Below are 16,764 nucleotides of genomic sequence, written 5' to 3'. Positions count from 1 at the left end.
ACTGTCTCAAATAAACAGCTAAAGATTCGTGAATAATAGTTAGAATATATGATTAGCGACAGATGAGAAGAAGTATAGTTAATGCAAATGGGAAACAGAAGAATTCAACGTCGTAGTTGACTACAAAACCGCGCCCGGCGCGGTTTTTCTTTGTTTTTGACGTAGTTTAGAGTACCAGTACGTTCTTCATGAAAAACATATTCTAAATAACTCATACTAATTATATCAAGATTATTGAAAAAATTAGGAGATAATATTATAATTTTGTTAATCATCAGTGAGTAATAGTTTTGAATAGAGAATATAAGGGAGGGGATCAGGTGTCTCCTGAATTATTGGAATTAGAGCTAGAATATGAATTGCTGAAGCAGCTTCATGAGGCTAGTACTCCTATTGGTGCAAGCACGCTCGTACATACACTTGGCAAAAGCCATAATTTGAGTCAGGCTACGATTGGTCGAAGATTGATGGAGTTGGATATGGACGGATATACGGTACTTCAAGGACGTAAGGGAAGAGTACTGACAGAAGAAGGACAAGAACGGATGAAAACACTTGAACGTGAATTGCAGCAAAAAAATGTAAACATGCGCTTTATCCAGATGTTAAATCACTCAGGTGAGAAAGCACTGCTGGACGTTCTTGTAGCAAGAAGAGCACTTGAGAGGGAGATTGCTTCATTGGCCGCCCAGCGTGCCACGAAGGAATATATTGAATTGCTGAAAGAGTCGATTACGGTACAGAACCGCAGGCTGGCAGATAACATGATTCCGTATGAAGAAGATCGGGAGTTTCATAGACTTCTGGCTTATGCAGCTCAGAACCAGATCTTGCTGCATGCCGTCGAACTGGTATGGGAGACTAGTCGTGATTTCTTGGAGACGGCATACATTCGGCGAACCGTTGGAAGCGAACTCGTTGTAGATCATCAGGAAATATTAGATGCAGTGGCTTCTGGTTCACCGGAACGAGCTGAGGCAGCCATGGTCAATCACATCAACCAGATGATCGAAGATGTCAAACGATACTTTGCGATGAAAAACAAAATAAAACCTATAGATTTGGTTTAAAAGGAGCTGAGCTTTTGGACACCATGTACCGTTTAGGCGTTGATATCGGAGGCACATTTACGGATGCTCTGGTCACTGACGACCAGGGAAGAATCGTCACCGCCCTCAAGACACCATCCATGGCTGCAGCGCCTGAACAGGCCATTTTTAATGCACTTGATCAGCTTAAAGAACGCGGTGTGGATATCCAAGACATCGATCTGTTTGTCCATGGGACAACTCTTGGGGTCAACACGCTAATTGAGCGAAATGGTGCAGAAACGGGACTTCTGGTAACGAAGGGGTTTCGTGACATTCTCGAAATTCGTAGGTTGCGATTAGAAGATACAACCAATCTGTACGGCGACAAAACGGAGGCACTTGTCCCAAGACATCTGGTTAAGGAAATCGATGAACGGGTCCTGGCAAGTGGTCGAGTGCTGCACCCACTGTCTATAGAACAGCTCCTACAGGCTGTGGATGAATTAGTAGAAGAAGGGATTACGGCTCTAGCGATCAGCTTCTTGCATGCTTATGTTAATCCTGCTCATGAGAAACAAGCAGAAGAACGGATTAAACAGCGACATCCCCATCTTTTTGTATGCAGCAGCAGCACGATATGGCCGCAGCAGCGAGAGTTTGAGCGCACACTTGCTACGACGATGAACGCTTATGTCGGGGAACGAATGGGATCGTACTTTCAAAGGTTACAAGAAGGTATACAAGCATACGGGTTAAAGGCCAATCTGCTATCAACGATGTCTAATGGTGGCATGATGACAGCCTCAAGTGCAGCAAGTGAACCTGTCCGTACGTTGTTGTCTGGTCCTGCTTCAGGTGTCATCGCAGCAACGCATATCGCACATACCGCAGGGATTGAACAAGTAATTACGTTTGATATGGGTGGTACAAGTGTCGATGTGGCTCTCATTGATGTATACCCCGCATTTTCGACCGACAACAAGGTAGGGGATTTCCCAGTCATTATTCCTGCAATTGATGTAACGGCGATCGGTGCGGGTGGGGGCTCAATTGCCTGGCTCGATTCAGTGGGTGTCCTTAAGGTAGGACCTCGCAGTGCAGGAGCAAGTCCAGGACCAGCTTGTTACGACAGGGGAGGGCTTGACCCAACCACAACAGATGCCTATCTTCAGCTAGGCATTCTGCAAGCAGATCGTTTCTTAGGTGGACAAATGCAACTTCATCCAGAGCTTGCAACAAGTGCTCTTCATCGACTAGGTAACACGCTGGGGCTGGATGCAACACAAACGGCTCAAGCTATTCTAGATGTAGCGACGGCGAATATGTACGCCCAATTCTCACCGTTAATGGCACGAAAGGGTGTTGATCCACGTGATTTTACCCTACTTGCTTACGGCGGTGCTGGACCGATGCATGCCTTTTTGATGGCTCGGGAGGTAGGAATACGCAGAGTGCTCATTCCACCATCACCGGGAACGCTTTGCGCCATGGGATGTACGGTAGCCAACTTGCGGAATGATTTCGTTTTTTCGTTACACCAGAACAGTCAGGCTCTGGCTTTAGGAGAATTGGCTAACCATTTCGAGGCATTAGAACATAAGGGACGGAGCTGGGTTCAAGAGGAAGCCCAAGGAAGCTTGAAGCTGGAGACCGTATACTGCTTATTCAGTGCTGATATGCGTTATGAGGGACAGGCATTCGATCTAGAAATTGCACTTACACCTGAAGAGATTAATAACCCAGAGCTCGCCGTAGCCAAATTCCACTCACATTATGAACATGTATTCGGTATTAGTCAGGCCGAGGCTGAGGTTATGTTTATCAGTCTTCGAGTAAGTGTTGTAGGCGTTGTGCCATCGAACAATAGCATAGATCATGCAGTGGAAGCTCACCAATCGTTGGATGAGAATGAACCAGAAGAACGCATGATTGTTTTTGACAACATTCCCAGAACAGCTAAGGTGTGTACCCGGACACAGATTCCTCTCGATGATGTAATGCAGGGACCCGTCATTATTGAGGAATATGATACGACCATTTTTATTCCCGCAGGTTTTAAGGTGTTTAGAGATATTCACGGGAATTTGATTGGAGAGATGCAATGATGATCGTGGATAAAGTTTTTCTCGAAATCTTCAATAATCGGATTCAAGCAACCGTTGAAGAGATGGCGAATGTTGTGTTACGCACGGGCTTTACTGCTTTTGTCAAAGAAACCGGTGACTTTGGAACATACTTACTGTCCCCAACAGGTGAGACATTTGGCTCCCCACTTGAAACGGGATACAATCTGTCTCTTGGAATCCCCGCTGCTGCAACAATACAGAGCGTGAAAGATTGGCAAGAGGGCGATATCGTCATTTGCAATGATCCCTATGCTACGCAAGGCATGGTAACCCATCTTCCAGATATGCATCTTATCAAGCCTTTCTTCTATGAAGGACGCATTATTGCATATGGAATGTGCTTTGTGCATTCATCAGATGTTGGCGGCAAGGTGCCTGGAAGTGTATCTCCCAGCGCTTATGATATTCATATGGAAGGCATTCGGATCGCGCCGATTAAATTATATGAGGCTGGCGTTCTTAATGAAACTGTACAGCGCATGTTTCTGGATAACAGCCGCATTCCTGAACAGAATTTGGGTGATCTCAGAGCACTCATGGCGGCATTAAATCGGGGAGAACAGCGGATTGGCGAACTGATTACGCGATATGGTGCAGTGCGGGTAGAACAGGGCATTGAGCAATTACTGCAATATGCGGAGCTGAAAGCGCGTGCTATTGTCAGTGACATTCAAGATGGAACATATGAATTCTGGGATTACCTTGAAAAGGGACCAGGCGGATATCCGATTCGTCTGCGATGCAGCATGACAATCCACAAGAGCGATATCTATCTCGATTTCAATGGTTCCGATCCACAGGTCAGGGCATCGTTTAACATTCCAACGCATAACCAACAAGGACACTATATGCTGGTGCCTGCTCTTATCCGTTATTTTCGTACACTTGATCCAACTATTCCGTGGAACTCTGGCATGATTCGACTAGTACGCAATTATGCACCGCCAGCCTCCATTCTTAATCCAGAGCCGATGGCAGCGGTCGGCGCTCGGGCGGCAACCTTTATTCGCCTGATGGATGTAATCACCGGAGCATTGAGTAAAGCACAAGCGAGCAAAGTACCAGCAGCAGGAGCCGGGCAAGCTTGCATCGTCATGATGGCCATGACTGATGCCAACGACGGGAAGAAGAAGGTCGGTGTCATACAGCCGATCTGTGGTGGATCAGGTGCGAGACCGATGAAGGATGGTATTGATGGTATGGATTTTGCAGTAGGTCATCTGCGTAATATTCCAGCCGAGACCGTGGAGGCTGAGATGCCCGTCATGATTGAACATTATGGTCTACGTCCAGATTCGGCAGGAGCAGGAACCTTCCGCGGTGGAAGTGGGATTGAGCTTCGTGTTCGGATTCGAACACCAGATACGGTGATGACAGCAAGAAATATGGAACGTATGGAGTTCCAACCATGGGGGAGGCTTGGAGGCGGTGTGGGTACACACGGTGAGGCTATTCTGAATGTTGGTCTTGATAGCGAAGAGCAGTTGGGTAGAATTGATGAACTGCTTCTACAGCCGGGAGATACGGTTACCTTTCTATCGCAAGGTGGCGGCGGATATGGCGATCCTATGGAACGAGATGTCCAACTCGTGCTGAAGGATGTAAGAAGTGGGCTAGTATCGACTCATCAGGCATTCGAACGGTACGGGGTTGTGATTCGAGATTTAGCGTTGGATGAGGAGCAGACTCGGGTGGAGCGTGTTAATAAACGTCAGCAGGAGACGAAGGACTTCAACTACGGTCTTACGAGAGAGAAGTATGAAACGTTGTGGAGTGATGAGATGCAGCTGGCTTTGGTCAATGCCTTGAACAACTATCCGCTTGCTCTTCGTGATTACTTGAAACGTCGGACGATGAATGCTGCTGAACAGAGATTCGCAGGCAATGCTTCCCTAAGGCCTCACGATATACCTGAAATGATGGAAGAGTTGCGACAGCAGATTGGGCTTCAATGAGAAAGAAAACGAAGAAAAAGTTCACGTTTTATTGAAACACATCAACGAAATAGATTTAATCAGATGATTTTGTTGGCCTATATCACTTATTCGATGGGGGAAATTCAATATGTTTAGATCAAAGAAGAATCGTTTTCTCAGTTTAGCTTCTCTCACACTGGCTGCTTCACTCGTACTCTCAGCTTGCGGGGGAGCGAGTAATACGAGCAATTCTTCCGAAGGAACGGATGCTTCAGAATCTGGTGGGGAAAAGGTGAAGCTCACGATGTTCATTTGGGCTGGTTCCAATCAGGATGTTGTACCAAAAGAAGTTGTTGCTGAATACGTGAAAGAACATCCAAACGTAGAAGTAACGTTTGAAGAATCCACTAACGCTGTAATGTATCCGAAGATGGTTGCCGGCAAACAAGCGAATCCTGACGATCCAATCGTTAACTTCGGTTACTTCAATGCCGACGCTACGGCGAAAGGTCTGAACGATGATATGTGGGAACCACTTGATACAAGCATTGTGACGAATATAAAGGATATTCCTGAACAGTTTCATCAGCCGGATAATAAAGGGATCGTCTGGGGTGTATCCAGCTTTGCATTAGTGTATAACAAAGATCTTGTTCAAACACCGCCAACGAGTTGGAATGACCTATGGGAGAATGAGCAATTCAAAGGGAAAACTGCTCTGTGGGATTACATGTTCTATTCTTACATCTCACCATTAATTGCGGTTAAAGGCCAAGAGATTGGTGCTACATATGAACATCCAGAGCCTGCATTCCAGTACGTGGCGGATCATAGCGATCAGATTGGTACACTGGTCACATCTAATGATCAGTTAAAAGCACTTCTGGAATCAGGCGATGCTCTTATTGCCCCGTTCAGTGCACAAGTTGCTCAGACATGGATTGATGCAGGTTCTCCTCTAGCTGTTGCTTATCCTGAAGAAGGAGCGATTTCCTTCCCGTATTCACTGCAAGTCGTCAAAGGATCGACACCTGAACAGACTCGGGTGGCTAACGAGATCATTAATGAGTTGCTGAATGCTGAATCGCTGACAAGTTATGCAGATGCTACCGGAACGCCTGTAACTAGCACTACTGCAACGGTACCAGACAAGTATAAGGATGATCCTTCCTTCTCCGTTGAAACACAAAGTAACGGCATTAATCCGGATTGGGACAAGCTGGCACAGAACAGCTCTGCTTGGAAAGAATTGTGGGATCGTCTTGTGAAAACGAAGCTGCAATAATTAGGGCGTGTCTGACACGGCCTGAAATCTATTCGTAAACCAAACTGGGTAGATTGGAGGAATAGAATGAACAGCGGACGAGAACCCGTTTCCATTGAAACGAAAGGTGTCAGGAAGACATATGGAGAGCGAGCCGCCGTTGATCAGGTAACGCTTCAGGTTCAAAAGGGAGAGTTCGTCTCCCTTCTGGGGCCAAGTGGATGTGGCAAAACAACACTGCTACGCATGTTGGGTGGGCTTGAACAGCCAGATGAAGGGGTCATTTTACTGGGAGGGCGCGATGTCACGGGAGTTCCTGCTTATGGTCGCAACAGTAACATGATATTCCAGCAGCTTGCACTGTTTCCTCATATGGATGTATTCCACAATATTGCATATGGTCTTAAGGTGAAAAAAACACCGAAGGCGGAGATTAAACGGCAAGTCTATGAAATGCTTGAATTAGTCCAGCTTGGAGATTACAGCAACCGAGCTATCTCGCAACTGTCGGGAGGACAAGCTCAGCGTGTGGCCATAGCCCGTGCGCTAGTTAACCGGCCAGAGGTTTTGTTACTTGATGAACCGCTCTCTGCGCTTGATATGCAGTTGCGCCTGGATATGCAGCATGAGCTGAAACGTATTCAGCGGGAGTTCGGAGGCACATTCATTTTTGTCACGCATGACCAGAGCGAAGCGATGAATATGTCTGATCGAATTGGTGTCATGCGAAGTGGAAAACTGCTGCAATATGGGACGCCTGATGAGATTTATGAGAATCCTGCGGATCATTTTGTAGCGAAATTCATCGGGGATACGAACCTTATCAACGTAACCGTATTAGGAGCAGATCGAGAGGTTGTTCGCGTTGATTGTTTCGGTCATACACTTATTGTGAAAGAAAACAGGGGAGGAAGCGCCCAACCAACGGGTACACCATCCGTACTGTCGTTACGTTATGAGTATATTCGTCTTGGTGCCGAAGCCGAGGGCAGTGTGAATTCCTTCGAAGGCAGGGTGATTGAGAGCGTGTATGGAGGCGCAAGTATACGCTACACTTTGGAAATAACATCCGAATTACGTATTCAGGCGACCGTTCTGCATCAGCGAGGTGCATCTCGATATGCACCAGGTGATATCGTACGGATTGGATTTGACCCGGATGATGCACTGTTGCTATCTGAACCTGAGCCTGAATCGAATCAGGAGAATAGATCATGAAACGGGTAACTGAACGCGTTGTCCATTTGTATTCTTCTCAGCATCGTCACTGGTTGACCCAGTTTCTTCTGCTCGTGCCTGCTTTAGCGTTGATGGGAGTCGTCTATCTCGGTAGCTTGCTGATCTTTGGCAGATACAGCTTCGACATTTATGAGAACGGCAAATTAATTCGGGGATGGGACTGGGCTTCATACCGTGCTTTTCTAACGGACTCTTATTACTGGAAACTGATTGGGACGACGTTTCGGATTGCATTCAAGGTTACATTGTGGAGTGTTCTGCTTGCGTATCCACTGGCTTATACCATCGCGGGCCTGAAGAAACCAGGCTTGAAGCAGTGGTTGCTCCTATTAACGTTTCTACCCTTACTGATTAGTGCGGTTGTGAGATCCTATGGATGGCAGTTGCTCTTATCAAGACAAGGGATGATGAACTGGTTGTTCACTCATCTAGGGATTAGCGAAGAAGGCTTCAACATGATGTATAACGAGACGGGTGTTGTCGTTGCACTAGTTCATATTTTTCTACCATTTATGGTTTTTCCTATCCTGAATGTGTTATCCCAAAGTGATGCTTCCCTCAAAGCAGCTGCTCAGGATCTAGGTGCAGGCAGTTGGCGTACCTTTTTTACCATAACGTTGCCCTTATCGGCAAGAGGCATTGCAAGCGGTATCCAGATTGTATTTACGCTGTGCCTAACCGCATTCACCACACCTCAGCTTATTGGGGGAGGTCGGGTAATGACATTACCTGTTTTCATATATCAGCGAACACTGGATACGAATTGGCCTATGGCAGCCGTTGCTAGCTTGTTTTTGCTGGTATCCTCCATCGTTGTCTCACTTATCGTCAACAAAGGCGCGGACATGCTGATGTTTAGACGTTCCCGCAAAGGAGGTCAGGCACATGGTTAGCTCTAACAGACTTACGAAGCTGCTACTCTATGTTTTTACAGGCATGGTAGCTGTATATCTGCTGTTACCATTACTTATGATCGTGATGACGTCAGTAGGCTCGGGATCGGCAAGTAAATTCCCACCAGAGGGGTTCACACTCAAGTGGTACGCTAATCTAGCGGAGCAGACCCAGTTTTTGCATGCGTTCAAGAACAGTCTTATAGCTTCTACAGGTGCCGTACTACTGGCTCTTGTAACGGGTACACTAGCTTCACTTGCTATCGTACACTATCCGTTTCGTGGATCAGGATTATTGCGGGCTTTCTTCGTCTCCCCAATGGTCATGCCCAAAATCACGTTGGGTATTGCTTACCTGATTCTCTTTTCCAAAATGCATATTGCAGGTGGCTTATTTGCCCTGATTTTGGGTGAGGCAGTCATTGTTCTACCTTTCGTTCTGACGATCGTTGGGAGTGCACTCGCCAACCTACAGCCTGTATATCGGGAGGCTGCTGCGGATATGGGCGCAAGCCCGATAAGGATATTCTTCACCATAACGCTGCCACAGCTTAAATTGTCCTTGCTCCTTTCGGGTTCAATTGCATTTGTATTTACATTTGATCAGGTCGAAGCTGCTTTATTGCTCTTGCGGCAGGACAGCTACACGTTGCCTATTCAGTTATTTTTGTATATGGAAAAATGGCAAGACCCTACGATTGCGGTGGTATCCGTTGTTTTAATCGTATTTGCGCTGGTGCTATTTCTGCTGATTAGGCTGGTTCTGCGTTCACTTACAGAAATGGAAGGCATGTTGGGCGGAAGGAAAAAACAAAGGAGGTCTTGATTATATGGAAGAAGCAGGCTCACAACAGCGTTCTCGTAGTGCTGGCTTGAACTGGGAGCGGGCAGAAGAAGTGATGAAGACAAAAGGGATTGCAGCTCTAATTGCGACTACACCGGAGAATATCCAATATGTCATTGGCTCTCAGCTGCGTGCGAGTAACTGGACGATGCAAATTTATGCGATACTTCCTGCGGATCGATCGACAAGACCTTGTATCATCATCCCGACCAATCGTCTGGGAGTAGTCGCACAATTTGGCATAACGAACGTTGATATTTTTGCATACAGCGATTTCTTCGTGGAAGGCACGATGGAAGGCAAGCCCTCAACCCCGGATATTGACTTGTTCTATTCCTTGCTACAATCCACAGTTATTCACAAAAGTCCTTTAGATGCGCTTCAAGCGGCACTGAAACAGTTGGGTATTGAGCATCAGCCTATCGGAATTGATGAAATGCGGATAGCTCCACAGATCTTGGAGGGTATCAAGAAAACGGTGCCTAATGAAGCCGTTATACCTGCCTATGCCCTGTTTCGACAGATCCGGCTGATCAAAACATCCTATGAAGTGAGTCGGCTACAAGAAGCAGCCCTTCTGAATGAACAGATTGAGAAGGAATTAATCGATCTGATCGAAGCAGGAATTCATGAGAGACAGATTGCAGATCACTATCGACTGGCCGTGATGAAAGGCGGTGGGATTCCGGCGATGACTGCAGTAGGCGCAGGGCCACGAAGCGCACTGCCTTTGATCGAGAATTATTTCCACACGATAGAATCAGGTGACCAGGTTCGCTTCGATCTATGTTTGCAACTGGAAGGGTATTGGGCAGATACCGGTCGCACAGTGGTTGCAGGTGAGCCTACACCTTGGATGAAAAAACATTTTGATGCGGTAAAAAGTGGATGGGAGACGGCACTTGAACATGTGCGCCCAGGGGTCAAAGCGTCAGACGTATTTCATGCAGCGGTATCACGCGTACAACGCGAAGGTATCCCTCATTATCGACGTCAGCATGTAGGACATGCGATTGGCCTGGAGCTGTATGATGATCTGACCCTCTCCCCGGGTGACCAGCACATTCTGGAGCCCGGTATGGTACTTTGTGTTGAGGTGCCTTACTACGAGCTTGGTGCTGGTGGCTTCCAAATCGAGGATACGGTGATCGTGACCCCAGATGGTTTTGAGTTTCTGACCCATATGGAGCGTAAACTGTTCACGAAATAACGATTGATGGAAGGCTTCACACAAGCGATCTGGCAACAGCCGATCAGGGAGCATTCCTGCCAGAAAGTTGGAAAATGCAATGATTCAGCAGGGAACAACGACATTTCGAAACATCAGTCTTGCACTGTTTGCCGGAGGATTTATCACGTTTGCATTATTATATAGCTTGCAGCCTTTGATGCCTGAAATCAGTACAGCTTTTGCGATTACGCCTGCCCAGTCTAGCTTAACCCTCTCCGTAACGACCGTTGCTATGGCACTTACGATGCTGTTTGTGGGCTCTTTGTCTGACTTGGTCGGGCGCCGTTATATCATGACCGCTGCTTTGGTGATCTCATCTCTAATCGCTATATTGAGCGCGTTTAGTTCAGGATTTACGGAGCTTTTATTGCTCCGTATCCTTCAAGGTGTCGCACTTGCAGGGCTTCCGGCTACTGCTATGACCTATTTGGCTGAGGAGATTGACACCTCCAGTCTGGGGTATGCCATGGGTCTATACATCAGTGGCAATTCCATTGGAGGCATGGCCGGTCGTTTTATTAGCGGTGTGATTACAGACTGGTTCAGTTGGCGGACAGCTATTGGTTTTATAGGTGTCTTGGGCTTATGCGCTGCTCTGATATTCTGGCTTGTTATTCCACCGTCACGTAATTACGTCAAGAGTGCTGTAAGCTTCTCACGTATTATGCCGCTCTTGTGGTTCCAATGTCGTAATCCACGTCTGCTTTGTCTGTATGGACTTGGTTTTCTATTGATGGGTGGCTTTGTAACGGTATTTAACTATATTGGCTTTGAATTAACTAGAGAGCCGTATAGCCTTAGTCAATCTGTTGTTGGAGGCCTGTTTGTTGTATATATTATGGGCACCTTAAGTAGCACTTGGATGGGGAGAATGGCAGATCGATACGGCAGGTCACATGTTCTTATTCTCACGCTTGTTATCATTCTTGCTGGGGCACTATGTACACTTCATTCGGACTTGTGGGTGAAAATTATTGGACTTGCACTGTTCGCCTTTGGTTTCTTCGGCGGACATTCCATCGCAAGCAGTTGGGTAGGTCTTGTGGCGAAGCAGCATGTATCCCAGGCGAATGCGCTGTACTTATTTTTCTACTATGTTGGTTCAAGTGTTAGTGGAACAGGTGGAGGGGTGCTGTACAGTGTACAGGACTGGCAGGGGATCGTAGGTATGATCGTTGTCTATGTCATCCTAGCGATTATCCTGTGCAGTATCCTTGCCCATCTGGATGAAAGACCCTCGAAGGCAACTTTGAAATAGCAAAAAATGATCATGGATGCTATTCGTTACGAACAAGTGGAAACCACATGATCACTTAAACAAACATTTGATCAATAATAATATGCGAGCATTAGGCTATTTCGGGATTAGTATCCTACGAATTAGCCTTTTTTGTTTTGATAAATGAATCAATTTCAACATACCTTTAGCTGCTTATATCTAGTTACATAAAACTCGTTTTAATGAGTTATGAAATTGATTCAATTGGTGACTTTAAACTCCAGTTGGGTTACGGATTTTACGTACATGCCAAGGACATCTCGAAAATATTAAAAACAAAATGTGACTAAATGTCGTCCGTAAGAGTGTTAAACATATAAAGGAGGGCAAGACACCATGCAGCGATCAGTGCCCGAGCCGGGCGATCATGTGATGAACATCTACGAGGCATATGCGGATACGCTGTTCCGGATTGCCATGGTACACCTCGGCAGACGAGAGGACGCAGAGGAAGCTACTCATGATACCTTCATCAAATATATAGAAAAAGCCCCCACCTTCAACGACGCAGAGCATCAGAAGGCATGGTTAATTCGGGTCATCACCAATCACTGCAAGTCCTTATTAGGCAGAGGTTGGCGCAAACGGGAGGTCAAGCTGGAGGGCGCAGATCCTCTCACAACGGATAACCCTGAAGACCAGGCGTTGATTGAACTTGTGCTGTCCCTGCCTGTCAAATATAGATCGGTGGTTCACTTATATTATTACGAAGATTATCCGATCCGAGAAATCGGCGCTATTCTACAGATTAGCGAGTCAGCAGTGAAGATGCGATTACAGCGGGGAAGACAGTTGTTAAAACTGGAGCTGGAAGGGGAAGAACAGCTATGAACGAGGAACAATTCAGACGAAATTATAAGAAAGCGGTGGATTCGATGAAAACAGACGATCAAATGAAAAAACGGATGGAGCAAACTGTGAATGCAGACCGCCAGCAACCAAAGCGTCAACGCAAACCTCTATACATCGCAGCCAGCGTTGCTATTGTTGCGAGTATTGGAATAGCCGCGCCTAGTGTATGGCAGCAATGGAACACACCGAATGCACCGGTGACCAACGTGGCTTCCAATGAAACAAACAAGTCGAATGAAACCAATACACCAAATACATCGGATAATTCAGTTGTTATTCCAAAAACGGAATTACCAAGTGCGGATGGAAAAGGAACTAAGGCAAGCATGCTGCAATTAGTCGTCTATCAGGGCAATGTCTATACCCAATCAGCGACATCGCTCGATGGTGCGGATGCGCTTGCGTTGCGTGGTGAGAAGCTTGGCACGACAACAGGTGGCATCCATGAGCTAAGCGGCCAAGATAAGTATACGGAGCTTGCTTCCAACATCGGTGAAGCAGACATATATGCAGTAAATGGGTACGATCAAGACTTCCGAATCATGTCCTATACTGAAATTGATGGACAGGTATACGCACAATTATTCGATAAAAACAATGATATCACGATTAGCAGTGGTGCCGATCTCATTGGTAAGCTGCATATTGAAGGGAATATTACGGCCGCGCAGTGGGAAACATTTGCAAGCTGGAACAACGGATTGCAGGAGCTGCAACAGCTACCAGCAGACGAATCGTTGAATGACTTTGTTGCAGTATTGAATGCTGCCAAACCAATTGCAACCAGCCCAGAGCTTGAAGAGAAATTGTACGGACAGGAAGATCGTAAAATGATCTATCTTACACTGCAAGACAAAACGCAAGTTTCCTTGGTATTGTTCGGCGAAGGTCTAGTGCGTTACGGCAATGTACCGGTATTCCTGGAAGTTGAGCAAGGTGCATTCCAAGCGTTCTGGGATAGCCTGAGCGAATAAAAAAATCGTCCGCAGCGAATGTATGCGTAATGAAAAACGAGCAGGGCATGATAGTGCCTCGCTTGTTTTTTTTTTTTTTTGAAACATGCCTATGAGTTCTCATAACAGGTCTAGATAATTGTTTATAAATGGTCAAAAATCTAGAACTAGGATATCTATCAGAACGAGCCAGCTCATGCTAAGATGAAGCTAAAAAGGAGTTTTGGCTCATGATCGAAACGAGTGAAAAAGAAGAGTTATTAGTCAATAGTGACAACCATTTCAGAACATTACTTCATATCGTTGAATCTGTGCCTAGAGGCAAAAGAAGTCGTTCGATTGAAACAGAGGAAAGAGACAAAAATTTTCGCGATGTGCTGATGCATTTATATGAATGGCATGCCATGTTGGAGAGATGGTACCGAGAAGGCATGGATGGGGATGTCCCTTCGATGCCTGCACCTGGCTTTAAGTGGAGTACACTCACGCAGCTCAATATGCAGATTTGGGAAAACTATCAAGATGTGACTTTGAATCATGCGATCAAAAAATTAAAGCTGAGCCACGAACGAGTGATGATGCTTATTCATAGCCATACCAACAAAGAAATCATGACCAAGAAACATTATAAATGGGTGAAAACAAGCAATTTGTACAGTTACTTTGCTGCTAACACTTCCAATCATTACGTGTGGGCAATTCAAAAATGTGAGCGGATCGCAAAGGAGTTATGACATAATTGTTCAGAATTTGTTGAGTATTATATGTTAAAATCTTCTTCATAAAATCGTGAAGTTAAGCGGAATGAATCTGAAGCTCTGTAATGCAACCCACAACGGTAGTCAGGCATCGTTAATCATATCGTTTATTGAGAACGGGACTACTCTTAAGCCAGCAGACAAAACCCTCAACAACTCGATTAGTTTAATGACAAAAGAGGGATTGAAATTGGAAAGAAAGATTAGAAATTCTGCCAAAGCATTGATTATTCAAGATGGAAGAATGCTTGCCTTGAAGCACAAAGATGATCAGGATGTATATTATACGTTACCTGGCGGAACTCAGAATGCAGGCGAAGCATTGACTGATGCTGTTAAACGCGAAGTGGCAGAGGAAATAGGAGTCGATGTAGAGCCGTTGTCATTGGAGTTTGTGAACGAAGGTGTATACGGTGAAGCTCTTCATCGAGTAGATTTCTTTTTTTTATGCAAGTACAGGGGCATGCTGAATCATGCGAATCTGCACAATGAACCAGCACATGAGGCGTATGAATGGTTGGAGATCCAAGATATAATGGAACAACCCCTCAACCCATCTAAATTACGAAAGCAGATTCAACGATTGGTTGCTGGAGAGAAAACCGTTATGTATCTAGGAAATGAAGAACATGAAGACTCAGAATGATTCATTTGAAGAGTCGGCCTGAATATCAGAGTTCATTTGCAATGTTTGAGATCAAAAAAAGACCTCCAGCTTCGTAAGAAGACTAGAGGTCTTTGTCGTATCGTTAGAAACACGTTATATACAGCATGGCTTTCGAGGACGCAGCAGGTTCGTTCGTGCGAACTCTGCCAGTGAATTAGGCTTGCTTGGTTTTAAGACGGATCACGTTCCATGAAGCTTTGTTCAGGACAGCTTGCACTTTACCTTGATCTACCTTCGTGTGTCCGCCGTTGTGAGGCATAACGTTATGTGGGTTTGTTTTGGTATTGGTTGCTTTCAGGTTATCATTTTCTAATACAATGTGCTCTACAAATGTAGTTTCGCCAAAAGAACGAAGATCTACATTCAGTTCCATCTGTTCGTCCAGGTGTCTGTTCACCGCAAAGATGGTGATCATGCCATTCTCTTCATCATGCACGCTGATTGCTTCGAGGTAAGGCACATCCGTGAAGTCTTTGGAATCATACTTCGGTGAAGATACGATAGATTGAAGTACGGTGCCACGTCCGAAGTTGGATGCATGCATGAACGGGAAGTAGGTTGTCTGGAACCAGATCGCTCCGTTGTTCTCAGTCATGATTGGTGCAATAACATTGATCAGTTGTGCAAGACATGCCATCTTCACTCGATCCGCATGTTTCAGGATGGTAATCAGGTAGCAACCTACCGCCAGCGCATCTTCATGCGTGTACACATCCTCGAACTCCGGCGGTGCAATCTGCCACCGTTCTTCCATACGGCTCGTACCAATAGAGTTCCAGACATTCCATTCGTCCAGGGACAACATCAATTTCTTTTTACTGCGTTTCTTTGCTTGCACAAAATCACAGATCGAAGCGACACTGTCGATGAATTGATCTAGATCCAGCGAACTAGCCAGGAAATCGTACGTGTTGTCTTTATTATTGTTATAGTAAGCGTGTAGAGACAGATAATCTACGTTCTCATAGGAGAGATCAAGAACCGTCGCTTCCCAATCAGCGAATGTGCTCATGCCACGACTCGAACTTCCACATGCAACAAGCTCAATATTTGGATCAACCCATTTCATCGCTTTCGCAGTTTCGTTCGCAATTCTACCGTATTCATGAGCAGTCATCGCTCCGATCTGCCAAGGGCCATCCATTTCATTACCTAGACACCAGGTTTTGAATTGGTGAGGATCTTTGTAACCATGAGAAATACGCAGATCGCTCCAATATGTGCCTGAAGGATGGTTACAATATTCTACGAGATTTCTTGCCGCATCAATACCACGGGTACCCAGATTAACAGCCATCATCACTTCGGTTCCAACAAGCTTCGCCCAATCAGCGAATTCATTCGTTCCAATCGCGTTCGTTTCGATGGTCCACCAAGCAAGCTCAAGTCTGCGTTTACGCTCCGCTACAGGTCCTACACCATCTTCCCAATTGTAACCTGATACAAAATTTCCGCCAGGATAACGAACAATAGGCACATTCAATGCCTTGATGGCTTCAATCGCATCCTGACGGAAGCCTTGCGCATCTGCAGTTGGATGACCTGGATCATAAATCCCGCCATACACAGCACGTCCCAAATGTTCAACAAAGGAACCATAAACTCGTGGATCAACTTCAGCAATCTGAAAATCTTTATCAATAAGCATCTTAGATGTAAGCAAAATGAAAACCTCCATAGGATCGATTTAGTAGTTGTTTTATTCATCATT

14 protein-coding genes are annotated in these 16,764 nt (G+C 45.7%); 13 read left to right on the top strand and 1 reads right to left on the bottom strand.

The features are described from left to right. The first annotated feature begins 320 nt into the window (after positions 1-320). From J2T19_RS04350 to J2T19_RS04290, 13 genes are all read left to right on the top strand, one after another. On the top strand, positions 321-1,070 hold the full coding sequence (locus tag J2T19_RS04350) for an FCD domain-containing protein (protein ID WP_307213539.1): 750 nt from the start codon (positions 321-323) through the stop codon (positions 1,068-1,070). Positions 1,071-1,093: 23 nt separating this feature from the next. Further along, positions 1,094-3,136, top strand: coding sequence for a hydantoinase/oxoprolinase family protein (locus tag J2T19_RS04345; RefSeq protein WP_307214026.1), 2,043 nt, complete (start codon positions 1,094-1,096; stop codon positions 3,134-3,136). Beyond that, a complete protein-coding gene (locus J2T19_RS04340) occupies positions 3,136-5,112 on the top strand; it encodes a hydantoinase B/oxoprolinase family protein (RefSeq protein WP_307214025.1) in 1,977 nt (658 codons plus the stop codon). The genes J2T19_RS04345 and J2T19_RS04340 overlap by 1 nt, the downstream gene beginning before the upstream one ends. 109 nt (positions 5,113-5,221) lie before the next feature. After that, positions 5,222-6,358 (top strand): ABC transporter substrate-binding protein, encoded by a 1,137-nt coding sequence (locus J2T19_RS04335; protein WP_307213537.1) that lies wholly within the window; start codon positions 5,222-5,224, stop codon positions 6,356-6,358. 66 nt (positions 6,359-6,424) lie between these two features. After that, positions 6,425-7,555: an ABC transporter ATP-binding protein gene (locus J2T19_RS04330; protein WP_307213535.1), complete on the top strand. Its 1,131-nt coding sequence runs from the start codon at positions 6,425-6,427 to the stop codon at positions 7,553-7,555. After that, the gene (locus J2T19_RS04325) at positions 7,552-8,469 is read left to right on the top strand and encodes an ABC transporter permease (protein ID WP_307213533.1); all 918 of its coding nucleotides are present in this window, start codon (positions 7,552-7,554) and stop codon (positions 8,467-8,469) included. Before J2T19_RS04330 ends, J2T19_RS04325 begins: the two co-directional genes overlap by 4 nt. Then, positions 8,462-9,295 (top strand): ABC transporter permease, encoded by an 834-nt coding sequence (locus tag J2T19_RS04320; protein ID WP_307213531.1) that lies wholly within the window; start codon positions 8,462-8,464, stop codon positions 9,293-9,295. Before J2T19_RS04325 ends, J2T19_RS04320 begins: the two co-directional genes overlap by 8 nt. Before the next feature lie 4 nt (positions 9,296-9,299). After that, on the top strand, positions 9,300-10,523 hold the full coding sequence (locus J2T19_RS04315; protein WP_307213529.1) for a M24 family metallopeptidase: 1,224 nt from the start codon (positions 9,300-9,302) through the stop codon (positions 10,521-10,523). 79 nt (positions 10,524-10,602) lie between these two features. After that, positions 10,603-11,802: an MFS transporter gene (locus J2T19_RS04310; protein WP_370874810.1), complete on the top strand. Its 1,200-nt coding sequence runs from the start codon at positions 10,603-10,605 to the stop codon at positions 11,800-11,802. A gap of 357 nt (positions 11,803-12,159) precedes the next feature. Continuing rightward, positions 12,160-12,654 (top strand): RNA polymerase sigma factor, encoded by a 495-nt coding sequence (locus tag J2T19_RS04305; RefSeq protein ID WP_307213525.1) that lies wholly within the window; start codon positions 12,160-12,162, stop codon positions 12,652-12,654. After that, positions 12,651-13,649 (top strand): hypothetical protein, encoded by a 999-nt coding sequence (locus J2T19_RS04300; protein ID WP_307213523.1) that lies wholly within the window; start codon positions 12,651-12,653, stop codon positions 13,647-13,649. The genes J2T19_RS04305 and J2T19_RS04300 overlap by 4 nt, the downstream gene beginning before the upstream one ends. 209 nt (positions 13,650-13,858) lie before the next feature. Then, on the top strand, positions 13,859-14,362 hold the full coding sequence (locus tag J2T19_RS04295; protein WP_307213521.1) for a ClbS/DfsB family four-helix bundle protein: 504 nt from the start codon (positions 13,859-13,861) through the stop codon (positions 14,360-14,362). A gap of 214 nt (positions 14,363-14,576) precedes the next feature. After that, on the top strand, positions 14,577-15,032 hold the full coding sequence (locus tag J2T19_RS04290) for an NUDIX domain-containing protein (protein WP_307213519.1): 456 nt from the start codon (positions 14,577-14,579) through the stop codon (positions 15,030-15,032). Positions 15,033-15,207: 175 nt separating this feature from the next. Here J2T19_RS04290 and arfA read toward each other — a convergent pair whose 3' ends face one another. Continuing rightward, on the bottom strand, positions 15,208-16,701 hold the full coding sequence (arfA, locus tag J2T19_RS04285; protein ID WP_307213517.1) for an arabinosylfuranosidase ArfA: 1,494 nt from the start codon (positions 16,699-16,701) through the stop codon (positions 15,208-15,210). Positions 16,702-16,764 lie beyond the last annotated feature (63 nt).

It is taken from the genome of Paenibacillus tundrae, assembly GCF_030812775.1.
In the GTDB taxonomy this organism is placed as follows: Bacteria; Bacillota; Bacilli; order Paenibacillales; family Paenibacillaceae; genus Paenibacillus; species Paenibacillus tundrae_A.
The sequence above is the reverse complement of the archived record's forward strand: the minus strand, read 5'-3'. Positions and strand labels throughout refer to the sequence as shown.

Excerpts from the sequence above, each read along its gene's own strand:
- J2T19_RS04300 (WP_307213523.1), top strand. The coding sequence starts at position 12,651 with ATGAACGAGGAACAATTCAGACGAAATTATAAGAAAGCGGTGGATTCG.
- J2T19_RS04310 (WP_370874810.1), top strand. The coding sequence starts at position 10,603 with ATGATTCAGCAGGGAACAACGACATTTCGAAACATCAGTCTTGCACTG.
- J2T19_RS04295 (WP_307213521.1), top strand. The coding sequence starts at position 13,859 with ATGATCGAAACGAGTGAAAAAGAAGAGTTATTAGTCAATAGTGACAAC.
- J2T19_RS04340 (WP_307214025.1), top strand. The coding sequence starts at position 3,136 with ATGATCGTGGATAAAGTTTTTCTCGAAATCTTCAATAATCGGATTCAA.
- arfA (WP_307213517.1), bottom strand. The coding sequence starts at position 16,701 with ATGCTTATTGATAAAGATTTTCAGATTGCTGAAGTTGATCCACGAGTT.
- J2T19_RS04330 (WP_307213535.1), top strand. The coding sequence starts at position 6,425 with ATGAACAGCGGACGAGAACCCGTTTCCATTGAAACGAAAGGTGTCAGG.
- J2T19_RS04320 (WP_307213531.1), top strand. The coding sequence starts at position 8,462 with ATGGTTAGCTCTAACAGACTTACGAAGCTGCTACTCTATGTTTTTACA.
- J2T19_RS04305 (WP_307213525.1), top strand. The coding sequence starts at position 12,160 with ATGCAGCGATCAGTGCCCGAGCCGGGCGATCATGTGATGAACATCTAC.
- J2T19_RS04345 (WP_307214026.1), top strand. The coding sequence starts at position 1,094 with ATGTACCGTTTAGGCGTTGATATCGGAGGCACATTTACGGATGCTCTG.
- J2T19_RS04325 (WP_307213533.1), top strand. The coding sequence starts at position 7,552 with ATGAAACGGGTAACTGAACGCGTTGTCCATTTGTATTCTTCTCAGCAT.
- J2T19_RS04335 (WP_307213537.1), top strand. The coding sequence starts at position 5,222 with ATGTTTAGATCAAAGAAGAATCGTTTTCTCAGTTTAGCTTCTCTCACA.
- J2T19_RS04315 (WP_307213529.1), top strand. The coding sequence starts at position 9,300 with ATGGAAGAAGCAGGCTCACAACAGCGTTCTCGTAGTGCTGGCTTGAAC.